Below are 16,675 nucleotides of genomic sequence, written 5' to 3'. Positions count from 1 at the left end.
TCTAACGCAAGGCCCATAAAAAAAACGCAAGGCGCGCTTGCCTTGCGTTTTTTCGTCGTGGCGGCTCATTCCGCCTTTTGTACAGCCCTTTCCTAGGCCGGCGCCCGTGCGGCGCCTGCGGAGCGCGGCGTGGTCAACGCGATCAGCGCCACTACGATCAAGGAATACGTCGGTACGCTGCGCATATTGCGGAACATCATTTCAGTCAGACTGAATGCGCAATAGCCCAGGCAGAACAGCAAGCCCAACTGCGCGCCGACACGTATGACACGGTCATTGCTGGCCAGCCGGCGCAGGAAAATGTAGGCCGGCACCAGATATAGCGCGAGTATGCTCAACAAGCCTAGCAGCCCGTATCCGGACAGGGCGGCGAGCAGGTCGTTGTGGGGTTCGCCGTAGCCTTCGACGACTTCGCGCGACACTACCCCGCGCTTCTCGAGCTCGGCCAGTTCCTTGCGGAAGTTGCTGGGCCCCACGCCCACGACAGGGCTCTTCTTGAACATCTCGATGGATGCCCGCCACAGTTGCAACCGGATGCCGAGCGAAGAGTCCCGGTCGGCTGATGTGGTGAAATCCTGTAGATCCGTCTTGACCGCCTGCATGCGGCTGCTGAAATGCCATAGCCCAGCCGCGCTGACGACCAGAGCCGCGCTGACCGCCAGCGCACAGTAGGCCTTGTGCCGACGGCTCCAGCCTCGCAACCCCAACAGGAACACCAGCGCCAGTATGGGGAGCAGCATCCAGCTGCTGCGAGTTTGGGAAACCCACGTCGCCCACACGCTCAGCCCGAAAGCCAGCACCTTGAGGCCGGTTGCAAAATGCGGCCAGGGCTTGCTCGGCCCCCACCTGATCGACAACAACGACATCATGCCGAACAGCAGAGTCATGTTCGCGAAGGAAACGGCGTTGTAGCGCCCTCCGATCTCGACGACCGCCTCGCGGCCCCACAACTTCATGGTGACGATCAGCATCGCCGATCCCGCCAGCGCGCCGGTTAAGATGCTCCACTGGATTTGCTTGAGCCAATCTTGCGGCGCTCTCAGCAACAGCCAGAGCACAGGCAGCGCCAGCGCGAACCGGAGCAGCTTTTCCAATTCGGAATCGCTCCATACGCCTCGCACGGCGGCCGTGATGAACATGCACAACAGCGGCAGCAGTAGCGCCAGCGCCATGGGCCACAAGGCCCGAAAATCCATCGGTTCGTAGCGTTTGATCGCGTTGGCGGCTAGCGCGGTCAATGCGATCAAACCGGTCAAATAGGCAATGGCGGGCCCGCCCACCGGGCTGGTCAACGCCAGCGCGGGAACCAACACCACCAGCGACGCGGCCAAGAAAACGTACAGTCGGGGCACTACACTCAACCTAGTAAAAACGAAACAAGCGCGACGCGCGCCATGCAGTTTGGTTAATCAGACAAAACCCGCCCGCCATGACGGCGGGCGGGTTTTGTGGACACGCGGGCGGCAAGCCGCCAGTTACATATTATCGATCATCACCTGGCCAAAGCCCGAGCACGACACCTGGGTCGCGCCTTCCAGCAGACGCGCGAAGTCGTACGTGACCTTCTTGGACAGGATGGATTTTTCCATGCTGGAGATGATCAGGTCCGCGGCTTCGGTCCAGCCCATGTGGCGCAGCATCATTTCGGCCGACAGAATTTCGGAACCGGGGTTCACGTAGTCCTTGCCTGCGTACTTCGGCGCAGTGCCGTGGGTAGCTTCGAACATGGCCACCGAATCAGACAGGTTGGCGCCCGGGGCGATGCCGATGCCGCCCACTTGCGCGGCCAGCGCGTCCGAGATGTAGTCGCCGTTCAGGTTCAGGGTGGCGATCACGTCGTATTCGGCCGGGCGCAGCAGGATCTGCTGCAGGAACGCGTCAGCAATCACGTCCTTGACGATGACCTCGCGGCCCGTCTTCGGATTCTTGAACTTGCACCACGGGCCGCCGTCGATCAGCGTCGCGCCGAATTCCTTCTGCAGCAGCGCGTAGCCCCAGTCGCGGAAGCCGCCTTCCGTGAACTTCATGATGTTGCCCTTGTGCACCAGGGTCAGCGACGTACGGTCATTGTCGATGACGTACTGCGCGGCCTTGCGCACCAGGCGCTCGGTGCCTTCGCGCGACACCGGCTTGATGCCGATGGACGAAGTGTTCGGGAAACGGATCTTCTTCACGCCGAGCTTGGTCTGCAGGAACTGGATCAGCTCCTTGGCCTGCTCGCTTTCGGCCATGTATTCGATGCCGGCGTAGATGTCTTCCGAGTTCTCGCGGAAGATCACCATGTTGGTCTTTTCGGGTTCGCGCACCGGCGAGGGCACGCCCTTGAAGTACGCCACCGGGCGCAGGCAGACGTACAGGTCCAGCTGCTGGCGCAGGGCCACGTTCAGCGAACGGATGCCGCCACCCACCGGCGTGGTCAGCGGGCCCTTGATCGACACCACGTAGTCCTTGACGACGTCCAGGGTCTCGTCGGGCAGCCACACGTCGGGGCCGTAGACCTTGGTGGCCTTCTCGCCGGCATAGACTTCCATCCAGTGGATCTTGCGCTTGCCGCCATAGGCCTTCTGCACCGCCGCGTCGACGACCTTGATCATCACCGGGGTGATGTCGGCGCCCGTGCCGTCGCCCTCGATGTAGGGGACGATGGGCTGATCGGGCACATTCAGCGAGAAATCAGCGTTGACCGTGATCTTCTGGCCGCCAGCGGGAACCTTGATATGTTGGTAGGACATGAATGCTCCATTTGCTCCGAGTGGTTTTTCTGCACGCGCCGGCATCGGGAAGCGTCCGTTCCGGCGGGGAAGATCGCCCACGGGAACCGCGCACTGGATGGCCGATAGCAACCAATTCTATATCGCAAAGGGGCCAGCGGGCCTGACGGCCCGCGCGCGGCGGTAAAATAATGCATCACCAGCCCGCTTTTCAGCCCCATCAGATGTTCAATCCCTCACGCGACCAAGTCCGCGAATTCTTCATCGAAACCTGGCGCAAGCATCGCGCCTCCGAAGTGCTGACACCGCTCGAGGCCATCGCGCTGGACTGGATCATCGAACATCCCGAATACCACGGCGACCTGGAAAACCCCGAGGCCATGACGGCCGAATACTCGGTGGAAAAGGGGCGCACCAATCCCTTTCTGCACCTGTCCATGCATCTGGCCATTGCAGAGCAGCTGTCCATCGACCATCCGCCGGGAATCCGGCAGGCCTACCAGCAGCTGGTGTCGCGCGGCGACGCGCACCAGGCCGCGCATGAAATCATGGAATGCCTGGGGCAGGTGGTGTGGGAAGCGCAGCGCCTGGGCACGCCGCTGGACAGCGACACCTATATCGACCTGATCCGCCAGCGCGCCAGCCGCTGAGCACCGCCCCCACGCTGCGCCTTCGGCTTGCTGCCCCCCGAGGGGCTTTTTTTCCTTGGGACGGCCCGGCGGAAAAAGAAATGCCCCCACGCTGCGCCTTCGGCTTGCTGCCCCCCGAGGGGGCTTTTTTTCCTTGGGACGGCCCGGCGGAAAAAGAAAAGCCCCCACGCTGCGCCTTCGGCTTGCTGCCCCCCGAGGGGGCTATTTTTCCTTGGGACGGCCCGGCGGAAAAAGAAAAGCCCTCGACCGAGGGCTTTCTTGTTTACGGAACGGATCCGGACGGCTTACCTGCGCACGCCCAGGTCGCTCGGCTGCGCCGACAGCCATGCCGCCACGTTGGAGATGTCCTGGTCGGACAGCTGCGTCGCGAAAGCGCCCATGATGGGGTTCTTGCGCACGTTGGCCGTGGCCGCGCTGCCGGACGCGCCGCGCTTGTAGGCCTTCAGGGCGTGAACCAGGTAGTCCGCGTGCTGGCCAGCCAGCGTCGGATAGGCCGGATCCACGGCCGTCTTGGCGTCGGCGCCGTGGCAGGAAGCGCAGTTGAATTTGTCGAAGACGGCCTTGCCGGCCGCCAGGTCCTGCGCCTGGGCGGCAACGCCCGTCATGGCCAGGGTCGCGCCCGCAAGGGCAAGCATGTAGCGATTCATGTGTTTGCCCCCTTACTTGAGATTCGAGTAGTACGCGGCCAGATCGGCGATGTCCTGGTCGGACAGGCTGCCGGCAATGGCGTCCATCGTGGGATGGCTGCGCGCGCCTTTCTTGTACTCGTTGAGGGCGGTTTCGATGTACTTGGCGTTCTGCCCAGCGATCATCGGCACGTGGTACAGCTCGGGAAACGTTGCCTTGTAGCCTTCGATGCCGTGGCAACCGATGCACATGGAAACCTTGTCGCGGGCGTTCTGGACATTACCGACCACTGCTGCGTCTGCAGCAACAGACTGGCCGGCGATCGCACAGGATGCCATCGCGGCCAACACGGATACCGTGTACTTCAGAGAGGTTCGCAACTTCATTGGAATGGCTCTTCTTGGTATGGCTAAGGACTAGGGCCTGCTCACACGAAAAGGCCCTCGGCAAACACGTTGCGGGTCGAACCCAAAGCAAAACCGCCTGATTGTACGATAATTGCTCAGGATTAATACCTTTACCATGGTATTGATCACCGTCAAATCTCAGAAGCCATCAGACCATGTCCGCAGCCCAGTCCGCTACTTCCGCCTCGCCAGACCGCTTCGACGGGACCGACAACTATGTCGCCACCGATGACCTGAAACTCGCCGTCAATGCCGCCCTCACCTTGCAGCGTCCGCTGCTGATCAAGGGCGAACCCGGCACCGGCAAGACCATGCTGGCCGAGGAAGTGGCGCGTGCGCTGGGACGGCCGCTGTTGCAGTGGCACATCAAGTCGACCACCAAGGCCCATCAGGGCCTGTATGAATACGACGCGGTGTCGCGCCTGCGCGACTCGCAGCTGGGCGACGAAAAGGTCCGCGACATTCGCAACTACATCGTGCAGGGCACGCTGTGGCAGGCCTTCCAGTCGCCTGAGCCGGTGGTGCTGCTGATCGACGAGATCGACAAGGCCGACATCGAATTCCCCAACGATCTGCTGCGCGAACTGGACCGCATGGAATTCCACGTGTACGAAACGCGCGAAACCATCTCCGCGCGGCACCGTCCGCTGGTCATCATCACGTCCAACAACGAAAAGGACCTGCCCGACGCTTTCCTGCGCCGCTGCTTCTTCCACTACATCCGTTTCCCCGACCGCGAAACCATGCGCGACATCGTGGCCGTGCACTACCCGCACCTGAAGCAGGACGTGCTGCGCGCGGCGCTGGACACCTTCTTCGCACTGCGCGACGCGCCGGGCCTGAAGAAAAAGCCGTCCACCTCCGAACTGCTGGATTGGTTGCGCCTGTTGCTGGCCGAGGGTTCGACCGCCGCCGAGATCGACGCGCACACGGCCACGGCCGTACCGCTGATGGCCGGCGCGCTGCTCAAGAACGAGCAGGACGTGCACCTGCTGGAACGCCTGGCGGCCATGACGCGCGGCGGCCAGCGCCGCTGATCCGCCAGCAACGATCCGCCAGCAACTACCGGCAGCCCGCAAATGCTGATCGACTTCTTCTATCACCTCCGGGCGCATAAGCTGCCCGTCTCGGTCAAGGAATACCTGACCCTGGTGGACGCCCTGCGCCAGGATCTCATGGCGCCCACGCTGGACGAGTTCTACTTCCTGGCGCGCGCCACGCTGGTCAAGGACGAGGCGCTCTACGACCGCTACGACAAGGCTTTCGGCGCCTACTACAAGGGCATCGCGGCCGCCCTGCCCCCAGGCAAGGAAATCCCGCTGGACTGGCTCATCAAGCAGTTCGAAAAAAGCCTGAGCCCGGAAGAAAAAGCCGCAATCGAAAAGCACGGCTGGGACAAGCTGATGGAGCTCTTCAAGGAGCGCCTGGAAGAGCAGAAGGAACGCCACGCCGGCGGCAGCAAATGGATCGGCACCGGCGGCACCTCGCCTTTCGGCAATGGCGGCTACCACCCCGAAGGCATACGCGTGGGCGGCGACTCTGCCGGCAACCGCAGCGCGGTCAAGGTCTGGGACATGCGCCAGTTCAAGGACTACGACGATCAGGTCGAGCTGGGCACGCGCAACTTCAAGGTGGCGCTGCGCCGCCTGCGGCGCTTCGCAAGGCAAGGCGCCGAAATGGAACTGGACCTGGACGACACCATCGCCAGCACCGCGCGCAATGCCGGCCATCTGGACCTGCGCATGGTCCCCGAACGCCACAACACCGTGAAGGTGCTGATGCTGCTGGACGTGGGCGGCAGCATGGACGACCACATCGGACGCGTCGAGGAATTGTTCTCGGCGGCGCGCAGCGAATTCCGCAACCTGGAGGTCTACTACTTCCACAACTGCCCGTACGAAAGCCTGTGGCAAAGCAACCGCCGGCGCCAGAACGAACGCTTCGACACCTGGGACGTGCTGCGCAAGTACAACCCGGATTGGCGCCTGATCATCGTCGGCGACGCCACCATGAGCCCCTACGAAATCCTGCAGCCGGGCGGCTCCGTCGAGCACTACAACAAGGAGCCCGGCGCCGAATGGATGCGCCGCCTGCTGGACGCCTGGCCCAAATCGGTCTGGCTCAATCCCGAGCCCACCGCGTCCTGGCAATACCGCCAGTCCATCGCGCTGATGCGCGACATCATGCAGGGCCGCATGTACCCGGTGACGGTCGCCGGCCTGGAACAGGCCATGCGTGTGCTATCGAAGTAGGACTGCCGGTCACCCGTCGACCGGCTTTTCAGGCGTATCCAGCGTCAGCTGATAGAACGCCAGATCCAGCCAGCGTCCGAACTTGAAGCCTGCCTCGCGGATGGTGCCTGCATGCGTGAAGCCCAGCTTCTCGTGCAGGCGGATGCTGCCCTGATTGCTCGCGTCGATGCCGCCGACCAGCACGTGCACTTGATTGGCGCGCGCCCGCTGGATCAGCTCGCGCATCAGCGCCTCGCCCAAGCCCAGTCCGCGAAAACGTCCGTCCACGTACACGGAATGCTCCACCGAGTACTTGAAGGCCGGCCAGGCGCGGAAGGTGCCGTAGCTGGCGAAGGCCATCAGTTCGCCGTCGGCATTCTCGTACCCAAGCACCGGAAAACCGCCCTGCTGCTTGGTCTGGAACCAGCCCAGCATCGCCTCGCGCGGCCGCGGCTTGTAGTCGTACAGCGCGGTGGAATTGACGATGGCGTCGTTGAATATGGCCAGTATCTGGTCGGCATGGCGCTCATGCGTGCAATCGACCAGGGTTGCGCCATCCGGCGCGCGGGTTTCGGCGTGCGTAGTCATGGCGCAAATTGTAGCGACCCGCAAGGCCTTGCGGCGATTCGGCTTTCGGCCGCTACAGGCAAAAAAAACCGGCGGAGCCGCCGGTTCAATTGGATCTTGCCGCTTCTGGCCACTCTCAGGCGGCGCGGCTCTCAGCAGATCGGGCGGCGGGCGGCTCGCCACGCAAGCCAGGGCAGTTGCGCCATGCAAGCTCATCCGCATCCATGTCCAGGTCGAACAGATCGTTGGCGGCGGGCCAGGGATGGCTGCGCGCCGCCGCGCCTTCCATTTCCAGCACGTGCCCGGCGAAGCCCCGTGGCGAGCCGCCGCACTCCGCGAAATATCGTTGTGTGCTCAAGTCCACCACATAGGTGGTCATGTCATGGGTCAATATGGCCACGAATTGGCCGTCATCACTGGCATAGGCGTACTGAAACTGTCCTTTGATCCCGTCGCCGCTCAATGGGCTGCCGGTCAATTGGGACAAGGCACGCGTGACGATCTCGGTCAGCATGGGTCGTTCCTCCGGTAAGTGCGCCGGCACAATGCCGGCGGCGAAGGCGCGAACGACAAGCACCGGCGCCGGGCAGAAAACGGCGTCTGGCGTTGGACGGGAAACCTGTGGGCGGGCTGTCGCGCATCCCGTCTGCAACTGGGTACTGCGTCTTGAAAAGCTTACACCCGCGGGCCGGGACAGCTCAAATCAGCCCCGTCATTTCGTCATATTGCGCCGCAACATCACAGCCGGACGCCCCTCCTGGACCCTTATGCCGCCGCAACTGGCACGGCTGCTTCACCTGTGTCACCAATTTGCCGCAATCGCCAGTCCTCACGCCCAATGCGGTACAGCACATGTCGACACAGCGGATGCCCCTGTGGAACGGCGGGATGGTCGAAACCTTCCGGATCCTCCCTCATGCCCAAGCGGTCCATCACCGCGCGCGAACGCTGGTTGCCCGTGGCCGTGAAGGCCACGATCTCATCCAGTCCCACCTGCTCGAACCCCGCGCGCAAGGCCGCCTCGGCGGCTTCGCTGGCGTAGCCCTTGCCCCAGTGCCGCTGCGCCAGGCGCCAGCCTATCTCCACGCCTGGCGCGAACGGCAGGGTGGGCGCCAGCGGCTTGATGCCGACAAAACCGATGAAGGGCGCCACGCCTGGCGCCTCCACGGCCCAGAAGCCCCAGCCGTGCTCGTCGATGCCGGCGGCCAGCCGGTCGGCAAGCGCATCGCTTTCCTGTGCATTCAGCGGCAGCAGGTACTCGGCGACGCGGGGGTCCTGGTTCAGCGCCGCGAAAGGTTCACGGTCGGCGGCGCGCCATTGGCGCAGCACCAGGCGTGGCGTTTCGACTTCCAGGGATAGAGACATGACGGACTTCCTTGCTTGCGGTCCCGGGCCGCGCGCCGTGGACAACGCCGCGCCGCGCCCCTGAACCATTGCCAACGTATACACTCCAACGGATTCTGCCATGCCAAAGGAATTGTCTGCCATGCGCCTGTCCCTGTCGAAGCTGCCGCGCCCGCTGAGCGTGCTGCTGTTTTCCTCCTTCCTGGCCTTTCAGGCCGGCGCCGCCAGCCTGCCGGTGGGCGTCTCGGAGGCCGCCTCGATCGAAGGCATCACCGAATACCGCCTGGCCAACGGCCTGAGGGTGCTGCTGGTTCCCGATGAATCCAAGCCGTCCACTACCGTCAACATGACCTACCTGGTCGGCTCGCGCAACGAGAACTACGGCCAGACAGGCATGGCTCACCTGCTGGAGCACATGCTGTTCAAGGGCACCTCGACCACCCGCAACGCCATGGGCGAGTTCTCGCGCCGCGGCTTGCAGGCCAATGGTTCGACCTCCAGCGACCGCACCAACTACTTCGCCAGCTTCGCCGCCAACCCCGACACGCTCAAGTGGTACCTGGGCTGGCAGGCCGACGCCATGGTCAATTCCCTGATCGCCAAGGAAGACCTGGACTCGGAAATGACCGTAGTCCGCAACGAAATGGAAAGCGGCGAAAACAGCCCCTTCCGCATCCTGATGCAGAAGATGCAGGCCGCGGCCTTCCAGTGGCACAGCTACGGCAAGAACACCATCGGCGCCCGTTCCGACGTCGAGAACGTGGACATCGGCCAGTTGCGCGCCTTCTATCACGAGTACTACCAGCCCGATAACGCCGTGCTGATCGTGGCGGGCAAGTTCGACCCGCAGGCGACCCTGGCCGACATCGAGGAAACGCTGGGCAAGCTGCCCAAGCCCGAACGCAAGCTCCCGCCCGAATACACGGTGGAACCAGTGCAGGATGGTGAACGTTCCGTAACCCTGCGCCGCACGGGCGGCACGCCGCTGGTCGCGGCCATGTACCACATTCCTGCCGCCGGCAGCGCCGACTTCGTGCCGCTGGACCTGGCCGCCACCATCCTGGCCGACACGCCCTCCGGCCGTCTCTACCATGCCTTGGTCCCGACCAAGCTGGCCTCGGGCGTGTTCGGCTTCACCATGGAAAACCTGGATCCGGGCCTGGCGATGTTCGCCGCCCAGTTGACGCCGGGCAAGAGCCTGGACGCCGCCATGAAGGCGCTGACCGGCACGCTGGAGACCCTGGACAAGAAGCCCTTCACACAGCAGGAGCTGGACCGCGCCCGCAGCAAATGGCTGACTGCCTGGGAACAGACCTATAGCGATCCCGAACAGGTCGGCGTGGCGCTGTCCGAGGCCATCGCCGCCGGCGACTGGCGCCTGTTCTTCCTGCAGCGCGACCGCGCCCGCAAGGCCACGCTGGCCGAAGTGCAGCGCGCCGCGACCACCTACCTGGTCCAAAGCAACAGCATCGAAGGCCGCTACATCCCCACCGAGAAGCCCGTGCGCGCGCCGCAAGAACAACGGGTGGACCTGACGGCCGTCTTCAAGGACTACAAGGGCGATCCGGACTTCAAGGCCGCATCGGCCTTCGACCCCACGCCCGAGAACATCGACAAGCTGACGCAGCGCAAGAAGCTGGATCTGCCCAACGGCTCCGTGCAGTTGGCGCTGCTGCCCAAGGCCACGCGCGGCAACCGGGTGCAGGCGCAGATGCTGATCCAGTTCGGCAACGAAAAAGACCTGCTCGGCCAACGCGTGAATTCCAGCGCCGTGGCCGACCTGCTGACCCGCGGCACGGCCAAGCTGTCGCGCCAGGACATCCAGGACCGCCTGGACAAGCTGCAGGCCGAACTCGGCTTCAGCGGCGGCGGCACCACGCTCAAGATCGCCATGTCGACCAAGGGCGAAAACCTGCCCGAACTCACCGCGCTGGCATTGGACATCGTCCGCAACGCCAACTTCCCCAAGGAGCAACTGGAGGAATATCAGCGCCAGCTCGAAACCTCGATCCAGAACGCCATGACCGAACCGTCGGCACTGGCCGGACGCGCGCTGGCCCGCCAGGACAATCCGTGGCCCGCCAATGACCTGCGCTACGTGCCGACCTTCGAGGAATCGCTGGCCGGCGTGCGCGCCCTGAACCGCGACGCCCTGGTCAAGTTCCATTCCAAGTTCTACGGCGCCGGCAACATCGAGTACTCGGCGGTGGGCGATTTCGAGCCCGCAGCCGTGGAAAAGGCGCTCAAGACCGGTTTGGCCGGCTGGAAAAAGGCTCCTGGCTACACGCGCGTGCCCAATCCGTACCGCGACATTCCCGCCAAGCAGTTCGACATCGACACGCCCGACAAGGCCAATGCGTTCTACATTTCGCGCATGCCGCTGAAGCTGCAGGACACGGACGCGGACTACGCCGCGCTGTACCTGGCCAACTACCTGTTCGGCGCCTCCGAAACCTCGCGCCTGTGGAACCGCGTACGCGAAACCGACGGCCTCTCGTACAACGTGCGCAGCTCGCTGTCGGTCTCGTCGTTCGAGCCCTCCGCCAGCTGGACCATGTACGCCATCTACGCGCCGCAAAACCGCGAGCGCCTGGAAAAGGCCATCGGCGAAGAACTGGCGCGCGTGCTGAAGGACGGCTTCACGGACAAGGAAATCTCGGACGGCATCACGGCCCTGCTGAACTACCGCAATCTGGCCCGCGCCCAGGACGACGTCCTGGCCAGCACCTGGCTGGATTACATGCAGCGCGGCCGCACCTTCGCCTGGTCGGCCGACATGGACAAGAAGATCTCCGCGCTGACGGCCGATTCGGTCAATGCGGCTTTGCGCAAGTATCTGCGCGCGGACGGTTTCAGCACCGCGGTTGCCGGCGACTTCAAGAAGAAGCCGGCGCCCTGACCAGGCCCGCCTCGCTCAAGCCCCGCTGCGGCGGGGCTTTTTTTGGCTTTCCGGCGCTGGTCAGCTCACCAAAATTCACCAGAACGCCCCCCGACTATGCCAAAAATGGATGAAATCATAAAAGCGAACGTGATTACTCGATTATTTGGAAAGATGTTTTCAAGGAATACGGGTTTATCCCAGGTGGGATAACGAGCACAATTCAGTCATCGGGAACACACAACGAACCACGACGGAGGGCCGCCGGATTCGGTCCCCAACCAAGACGAATTGGAGGTCTACCATGAAAACCCTAACCACCACCCTGCTGCTATCCCTGGCCCTGGTTGGCGTTGGCGCCCAAGCCGCCGGCGTTGAACAAGCCAAGAGCAGCGCCCAGGTCGCCACTGAACTGCAGCAAGCCAAGATCAGCGGCCAGTACACCTTCGGCGAGCTGGACTATCCGCCCGCCCTGCCCCAGACCACCAGCCTGAGCTCGCAGGAAGTGCAAGCCCAGCTGCAACAAGCCAAGGTCAGCGGCCAGTACACCTTCGGTGAACTGGAATACCCGGCGGCTGTATCCGCCCCCGCCAGCGCCAAGACCAGCGCTGAAGTCCAGCAGGAACTGGCGCAAGCCAAGGCCAGCGGCCAATACACGTTCGGCGAACTCGAGTACCCGCCGATCACCCGGTGAGCTGCTTGCTGTGGCCCGGCCGGCCTCGGACGGCATCATGGTTTGAGGCCGGTTTTTATCGGCGACAGCGGCGGTCGAAGTAGCAGTAGAAGTAGAAGTAGCAGTAGCTGTGAAAGTAGCAGTAGAAGCTGAAGTTGAAGTTGCAGTCGATACAGCAGTTGCAGTACTCGCAGTAGCAGTAGCACTGGACCGCGGCGCAAGCCGCGGTCTTTTCATATGCGCGCTGCCCCCGCCCCCACGCCCTCGCCGGGCAAAAAAAAGCCGCGATCATGATCGCGGCTTTTTGCATGCCTCAGCCAATTCAGCTGAAGAATTCCTTCACCCGGTCGGTCCAGGACTTGCTTTGCGGCGAATGGCGGTCGCCGCCATCGTTCAGCGAAGCCTCGAACTGGCGCAGGATGTTCTTCTGGTCGTCGCTCAGGCGCACGGGCGTTTCCACCACTACATGGCAGTACAGATCGCCCGGGTAGCTGCCGCGCACGCCGCGGATGCCCTTGCCGCGCAAGCGGAAGGTCTTGCCCGACTGCGTGCCTTCGGGGATCGAGATTTCGGCCTTGCCGCCCAGCGTCGGTACCTGAAGCTCGCCGCCCAGCGCCGCCGACGTGAACGGAATGGTCAGTTCGCAATGCAGGTCGTCGCCGTCGCGCTGGAAGATCTTGTGCTGCTTGATGTGGATTTCCACATACAGATCGCCCGGAGGACCGCCGTTGATGCCCGGTTCGCCGTTGCCGCTGGAGCGGATGCGCATGCCGTCATCGATGCCGGCCGGAATCTTGACCTGCAGCGTCTTGTTGCGGCGGATGCGGCCCACGCCGTCGCAGGCGGGGCAGGGATCGGTGATTTCCTTGCCGTTGCCGTGGCAGGTCGGGCAGGTCTGCTGCACGCTGAAGAAACCCTGCTGCATGCGCACGGCGCCCGAGCCGCCGCAGGTGCGGCAGGTCTTGGGCGAGGTGCCGGCCTTGGCGCCGGAACCGTGGCAGGTGTCGCAGTTTTCCCAGCTGGGCACGCGGATCTCGGTGTCGAAACCGGCCGCGGCCTGCTCCAGCGTGATTTCCAGCGCGTACTTCAGGTCGGCGCCGCGGTAAACCTGCGGGCCGCCGCCACGGCGGCCACCGCCGCCGCCGCCGAAGATTTCGCCGAAGATGTCGCCGAACGCATCGGCGAAACCGCCGCCCATGCCGCCGCCCATGCCGGCGGAGTTGGGGTCCACGCCCGCGTGGCCGTAGCGGTCGTAGGCGGCGCGCTTCTGATCGTCACCCAGGACCTCGTAGGCTTCCTTGGCTTCCTTGAACTTCTCTTCGGCTTCTTTGCTGTCCGGATTGCGGTCCGGATGGTACTTCATGGCCAGCTTTCGATAGGCCTTCTTGAGGTCGTCGTCCGAGGCGTTCTTCGCGACGCCCAAGACTTCGTAATAGTCACGTTTTGCCATGATCCGTGGGCTCGAAAACGAGCCTTCTTTTCAGTGCTACAGAATGAGTACGCCCGGTAGGCGGATTTCTCCGGCTACCGGGCGGCAGAGGCTGGTCAGCGCCCGGCCATTATTGGTCGCGCTTGACTTCCTTGAAGTCGGCGTCGACGACATTGTCGTCCACCGGCTTCGCGTTGTCGGCCGCTTGCTGCTGGCCGGCGGCTTGCTGCGCCTGCATGTCGGCGTACATCTTTTCGCCCAGCTTCTGCGAAACCGTCGACAGGGCTTCCACCTTGGCGTCGATCGCGGCCTTGTCGCCGTCCTTCAGCGTGTCTTCCAGTTCCTTGATGGCGGCTTCGATGCCTTCCTTTTCGGAAGCCTCGAGCTTGTCGCCATATTCGGTCAGCGACTTGCGGGTGGCATGCACCAGCGCATCGGCCTGGTTGCGCGACTGGGCCAGTTCGGCAACGCGGTGATCTTCCTCGGCATTGGCCTCGGCATCCTTGACCATGCGCTGGATCTCGTCTTCCGACAGACCCGAGTTGGCCTTGATGGTGATCTTGTTTTCCTTGCCGGTGCCCTTGTCCTTGGCGGACACGTGCAGGATGCCGTTGGCGTCGATGTCGAAGGTGACTTCGATCTGCGGCATGCCGCGGGGCGACGGCGGGATCCCTTCGAGGTTGAACTCGCCCAGGGCCTTGTTGCCCGCAGCGATTTCGCGCTCGCCCTGGAACACCTTGATCGTCACGGCCGGCTGGTTGTCGTCAGCGGTCGAGAAGGTCTGCGAGAACCGGGTCGGAATGGTCGTGTTCTTCTGGATCATCTTGGTCATCACGCCGCCCAGGGTTTCGATGCCCAGGGACAGGGGGGTGACGTCCAGCAGCAGCACGTCCTTGCGGTCGCCCGACAGCACGGAACCTTGAATGGCGGCGCCAGCGGCGACGGCTTCATCGGGGTTCACGTCCTTGCGCGGATCCTTGCCGAAGAATTCCTTCACCTTTTCCTGGACCTTGGGCATGCGGGTCATGCCGCCGACCAGGATCACGTCGTCGATGTCGGAAACCTTCACGCCGGCGTCCTTGATGGCCACGCGGCAGGGCTCGATCGTGCGTTCGATCAGTTCTTCGACCAGCGCTTCCAGCTTGGCGCGCGTGATCTTCAGGTTCAAGTGCTTCGGGCCCGAGGCATCCGCCGTGATGTACGGCAGGTTGATTTCGGTCTGTTGCGCCGAGGACAGCTCGATCTTGGCCTTTTCGGCCGCTTCCTTCAGGCGTTGCAGGGCCAGCACGTCCTTGGACAGATCAACGCCTTGTTCCTTCTTGAACTCGGCAATGATGTAGTCGATGATGCGCTGGTCGAAGTCTTCGCCGCCCAGGAAGGTGTCGCCGTTGGTCGACAGCACTTCGAACTGCTTTTCGCCGTCCACATCGGCGATTTCGATGATGGACACGTCGAACGTGCCGCCGCCCAGGTCATAGACGGCGATCTTGCGGTCGCCCTTTTCGGTCTTGTCCAGGCCGAACGCCAGCGCGGCTGCGGTGGGTTCGTTGATGATGCGCTTGACTTCCAGACCGGCGATGCGGCCAGCGTCCTTGGTGGCCTGGCGTTGGCTGTCGTTGAAGTAGGCGGGCACGGTGATGACGGCCTCGGTCACTTCTTCGCCCAGGTAGTCCTCGGCGGTCTTCTTCATCTTGCGCAGCACGTCGGCCGACACTTGGGGAGGCGCCATCTTCTTGCCGCGCACTTCCACCCAGGCGTCGCCGTTGTCGGCCTTGACGATGGCATAGGGCATCAGGTTGATGTCCTTCTGCACCGCCTTCTCTTCGAACTTGCGGCCGATCAGGCGCTTCACCGCATACAGGGTGTTGCGCGGGTTGGTCACGGCCTGGCGCTTGGCCGGCGCGCCGACCAGGGTTTCGCCATCGTCCATGTAGGCGACGATGGAGGGGGTGGTGCGAGCGCCTTCCGCGTTTTCAATGATTTTGACCTGCCCGCCGTCCATGACAGCCACGCAGCTGTTGGTCGTGCCCAGGTCAATGCCAATAATCTTGCTCATGGTCGGTTACCTTGATTGAATCTATGAAAATAGGGAGAAACTTCTTGTCCCCACATAACTGGGGCTGCCCGCAGGGTTTTTCAAGACGCCTGGCCGGAATTTTCTACAGCCGTTTCCTGCAGGCGGCGCATGGCCGCGGTGAACTGCGGCAGGCCGGGCCAGCCGGTGACGCGGCCCAGCCGCTTGCCAGCGCGGTACAGCACAAAAGTGGGGACACCATGCAGCGAGAAGCGCCTTCCCAGCGCTTCGTCCGCGTAGACGTCGGCTTCGAACCAGGTCAGCCCCAGCTCCAGCAGCGCGTCCCGGTGCAGCAAGGCGGTCTGCTTGAAAATATTGCAGTTATAGCAATCCTGTCCCCAGAGGAACACGCAGCGCAGATCCGTCCCCGGCGCCTGCACCACCGCCGCGTCGAATCCCTCGGTGTCGACGTGCCGCATGCCGAACACCTGGAATATCTGGGCGGGGTCGAACCGGGGATCCGTCATGGCGCGCCGCCTGCTCAGCCCTGGCCGGCGGACACCACGACCAGCGCTGGGCGCAAGGTCCGGTCGGCGATGGCGTAGCCCTTTTGCAGCAGCTGGACCACGGTATTGGCGGGCTGCTCGGCGGGGATGGACGAAATGGCCTGGTGCAGGTGCGGGTCGAACTTGTCGCCCTGTGCCGGCGCGATTTCCTTGAGCAGATTGCGCTCGAAGGCGGCCGTCAGCTGCTTGAGGGTCACTTGGACGCCTTCGCTCAGGGTTTCAACGGTTTGCTCAGGCTGGGCCAGCGCTGCTTCCAGGCTGTCCTTGACCGGGACCAGGCTTTCCGCGAACGACTCGATGCCGAACTTGCGCGCCTTGGACACGTCTTCCTGTGCACGGCGGCGCACGTTCTCGGCTTCGGCCCGGATGCGCAAAAGCTGGTCCTGCTGCTCATTGACGGTAGCCTGGGCGGCGTCCAGCTGGGCGCGCAACTCGTTCAGCTCGGCCTGCACGGCGTCCTCGGCGGCGGAGGCCGCATCGGCGTTCTGGCCGACTTCGGGCGTCTGATCTACAGGCTCGTTGGGTGCCGTCATGGGGAATCCTCCAAAAAGTATGGCTTTCGCAGACATGAATGGGGG

At 63.4% G+C, this 16,675-nt stretch carries 16 protein-coding genes; 5 read left to right on the top strand and 11 right to left on the bottom strand.

All coding sequences use genetic code 11. The features are described 5' to 3' along the window. Positions 1-92 precede the first annotated feature (92 nt). Together HV793_RS20570 and icd are read right to left on the bottom strand one after the other, a co-directional pair. A complete protein-coding gene (locus tag HV793_RS20570) occupies positions 93-1,352 on the bottom strand; it encodes an O-antigen ligase family protein (RefSeq protein ID WP_125472147.1) in 1,260 nt (419 codons plus the stop codon). 123 nt (positions 1,353-1,475) lie between these two features. After that, complete coding sequence (gene icd, locus HV793_RS20565; protein WP_125472148.1) at positions 1,476-2,732, bottom strand: NADP-dependent isocitrate dehydrogenase; 1,257 nt, start codon at positions 2,730-2,732, stop codon at positions 1,476-1,478. Positions 2,733-2,935: 203 nt separating this feature from the next. Between icd and HV793_RS20560 the strand changes: the two genes are divergently transcribed. After that, entirely contained in the window at positions 2,936-3,361 is a 426-nt protein-coding gene (locus tag HV793_RS20560) for a DUF1841 family protein (RefSeq protein WP_054450061.1), read from the top strand. A gap of 284 nt (positions 3,362-3,645) precedes the next feature. Here the strand turns inward: HV793_RS20560 and HV793_RS20555 are convergent, their stop codons facing one another. Beyond that, positions 3,646-4,008, bottom strand: coding sequence for a c-type cytochrome (locus HV793_RS20555; protein ID WP_054450058.1), 363 nt, complete (start codon positions 4,006-4,008; stop codon positions 3,646-3,648). 12 nt (positions 4,009-4,020) lie between these two features. Then, complete coding sequence (locus HV793_RS20550) at positions 4,021-4,374, bottom strand: c-type cytochrome (protein ID WP_013391872.1); 354 nt, start codon at positions 4,372-4,374, stop codon at positions 4,021-4,023. 176 nt (positions 4,375-4,550) lie between these two features. Here HV793_RS20550 and HV793_RS20545 point away from each other — a divergent pair, with 176 nt between their 5' ends. Then, positions 4,551-5,432 (top strand): AAA family ATPase, encoded by an 882-nt coding sequence (locus HV793_RS20545; protein WP_042796600.1) that lies wholly within the window; start codon positions 4,551-4,553, stop codon positions 5,430-5,432. Positions 5,433-5,474: 42 nt separating this feature from the next. Further along, positions 5,475-6,647 (top strand): vWA domain-containing protein, encoded by a 1,173-nt coding sequence (locus HV793_RS20540; RefSeq protein WP_054450056.1) that lies wholly within the window; start codon positions 5,475-5,477, stop codon positions 6,645-6,647. 9 nt (positions 6,648-6,656) lie between these two features. Here HV793_RS20540 and HV793_RS20535 read toward each other — a convergent pair whose 3' ends face one another. The 3 genes from HV793_RS20535 to HV793_RS20525 all read right to left on the bottom strand — a co-directional run bounded on the left by HV793_RS20535 (position 6,657) and on the right by HV793_RS20525 (position 8,558). Continuing rightward, on the bottom strand, positions 6,657-7,214 hold the full coding sequence (locus HV793_RS20535; RefSeq protein WP_119450767.1) for a GNAT family N-acetyltransferase: 558 nt from the start codon (positions 7,212-7,214) through the stop codon (positions 6,657-6,659). 115 nt (positions 7,215-7,329) lie between these two features. Further along, positions 7,330-7,707 carry a hypothetical protein gene (locus tag HV793_RS20530; RefSeq protein ID WP_054450052.1) on the bottom strand — a complete coding sequence of 126 codons (378 nt, stop codon included), beginning with the start codon at positions 7,705-7,707 and terminating at the stop codon, positions 7,330-7,332. Positions 7,708-7,958: 251 nt separating this feature from the next. Next, a complete protein-coding gene (locus HV793_RS20525; protein ID WP_125472152.1) occupies positions 7,959-8,558 on the bottom strand; it encodes a GNAT family N-acetyltransferase in 600 nt (199 codons plus the stop codon). 121 nt (positions 8,559-8,679) lie between these two features. Here HV793_RS20525 and HV793_RS20520 point away from each other — a divergent pair, with 121 nt between their 5' ends. Next, the gene (locus HV793_RS20520; protein WP_175214061.1) at positions 8,680-11,436 is read left to right on the top strand and encodes a M16 family metallopeptidase; all 2,757 of its coding nucleotides are present in this window, start codon (positions 8,680-8,682) and stop codon (positions 11,434-11,436) included. 283 nt (positions 11,437-11,719) lie between these two features. Continuing rightward, the gene (locus HV793_RS20515; protein ID WP_119450764.1) at positions 11,720-12,109 is read left to right on the top strand and encodes a DUF4148 domain-containing protein; all 390 of its coding nucleotides are present in this window, start codon (positions 11,720-11,722) and stop codon (positions 12,107-12,109) included. Between the two features lie 301 nt (positions 12,110-12,410). On the opposite strand, the gene dnaJ is transcribed toward HV793_RS20515, so the two are convergent. The 4 genes from dnaJ to grpE form a co-directional block, all read right to left on the bottom strand. Continuing rightward, the gene (gene dnaJ, locus HV793_RS20510; protein ID WP_059373782.1) at positions 12,411-13,538 is read right to left on the bottom strand and encodes a molecular chaperone DnaJ; all 1,128 of its coding nucleotides are present in this window, start codon (positions 13,536-13,538) and stop codon (positions 12,411-12,413) included. Between the two features lie 109 nt (positions 13,539-13,647). Next, complete coding sequence (dnaK, locus tag HV793_RS20505) at positions 13,648-15,573, bottom strand: molecular chaperone DnaK (protein ID WP_054450039.1); 1,926 nt, start codon at positions 15,571-15,573, stop codon at positions 13,648-13,650. Positions 15,574-15,653: 80 nt separating this feature from the next. Beyond that, on the bottom strand, positions 15,654-16,058 hold the full coding sequence (locus HV793_RS20500) for a thioredoxin family protein (protein ID WP_054450037.1): 405 nt from the start codon (positions 16,056-16,058) through the stop codon (positions 15,654-15,656). Positions 16,059-16,072: 14 nt separating this feature from the next. After that, the gene (gene grpE, locus HV793_RS20495; RefSeq protein WP_054450035.1) at positions 16,073-16,630 is read right to left on the bottom strand and encodes a nucleotide exchange factor GrpE; all 558 of its coding nucleotides are present in this window, start codon (positions 16,628-16,630) and stop codon (positions 16,073-16,075) included. Positions 16,631-16,675 lie beyond the last annotated feature (45 nt).

Source organism: Achromobacter aegrifaciens (assembly GCF_902859965.1).
In the GTDB taxonomy this organism is placed as follows: domain Bacteria; phylum Pseudomonadota; class Gammaproteobacteria; order Burkholderiales; family Burkholderiaceae_B; genus Achromobacter; species Achromobacter aegrifaciens.
The sequence above is the reverse complement of the archived record's forward strand: the minus strand, read 5'-3'. Positions and strand labels throughout refer to the sequence as shown.

Bases quoted from the DNA above. Each gene is read 5' to 3' on its own strand.
- HV793_RS20500 (WP_054450037.1), bottom strand. From the start codon at position 16,058: ATGACGGATCCCCGGTTCGACCCCGCCCAGATATTCCAGGTGTTCGGC.
- HV793_RS20525 (WP_125472152.1), bottom strand. From the start codon at position 8,558: ATGTCTCTATCCCTGGAAGTCGAAACGCCACGCCTGGTGCTGCGCCAA.
- HV793_RS20545 (WP_042796600.1), top strand. From the start codon at position 4,551: ATGTCCGCAGCCCAGTCCGCTACTTCCGCCTCGCCAGACCGCTTCGAC.
- dnaK (WP_054450039.1), bottom strand. From the start codon at position 15,573: ATGAGCAAGATTATTGGCATTGACCTGGGCACGACCAACAGCTGCGTG.
- HV793_RS20560 (WP_054450061.1), top strand. From the start codon at position 2,936: ATGTTCAATCCCTCACGCGACCAAGTCCGCGAATTCTTCATCGAAACC.
- HV793_RS20540 (WP_054450056.1), top strand. From the start codon at position 5,475: ATGCTGATCGACTTCTTCTATCACCTCCGGGCGCATAAGCTGCCCGTC.
- HV793_RS20515 (WP_119450764.1), top strand. From the start codon at position 11,720: ATGAAAACCCTAACCACCACCCTGCTGCTATCCCTGGCCCTGGTTGGC.
- HV793_RS20535 (WP_119450767.1), bottom strand. From the start codon at position 7,214: ATGACTACGCACGCCGAAACCCGCGCGCCGGATGGCGCAACCCTGGTC.
- icd (WP_125472148.1), bottom strand. From the start codon at position 2,732: ATGTCCTACCAACATATCAAGGTTCCCGCTGGCGGCCAGAAGATCACG.
- grpE (WP_054450035.1), bottom strand. From the start codon at position 16,630: ATGACGGCACCCAACGAGCCTGTAGATCAGACGCCCGAAGTCGGCCAG.
- HV793_RS20520 (WP_175214061.1), top strand. From the start codon at position 8,680: ATGCGCCTGTCCCTGTCGAAGCTGCCGCGCCCGCTGAGCGTGCTGCTG.
- HV793_RS20555 (WP_054450058.1), bottom strand. From the start codon at position 4,008: ATGAATCGCTACATGCTTGCCCTTGCGGGCGCGACCCTGGCCATGACG.
- HV793_RS20550 (WP_013391872.1), bottom strand. From the start codon at position 4,374: ATGAAGTTGCGAACCTCTCTGAAGTACACGGTATCCGTGTTGGCCGCG.
- HV793_RS20530 (WP_054450052.1), bottom strand. From the start codon at position 7,707: ATGCTGACCGAGATCGTCACGCGTGCCTTGTCCCAATTGACCGGCAGC.
- dnaJ (WP_059373782.1), bottom strand. From the start codon at position 13,538: ATGGCAAAACGTGACTATTACGAAGTCTTGGGCGTCGCGAAGAACGCC.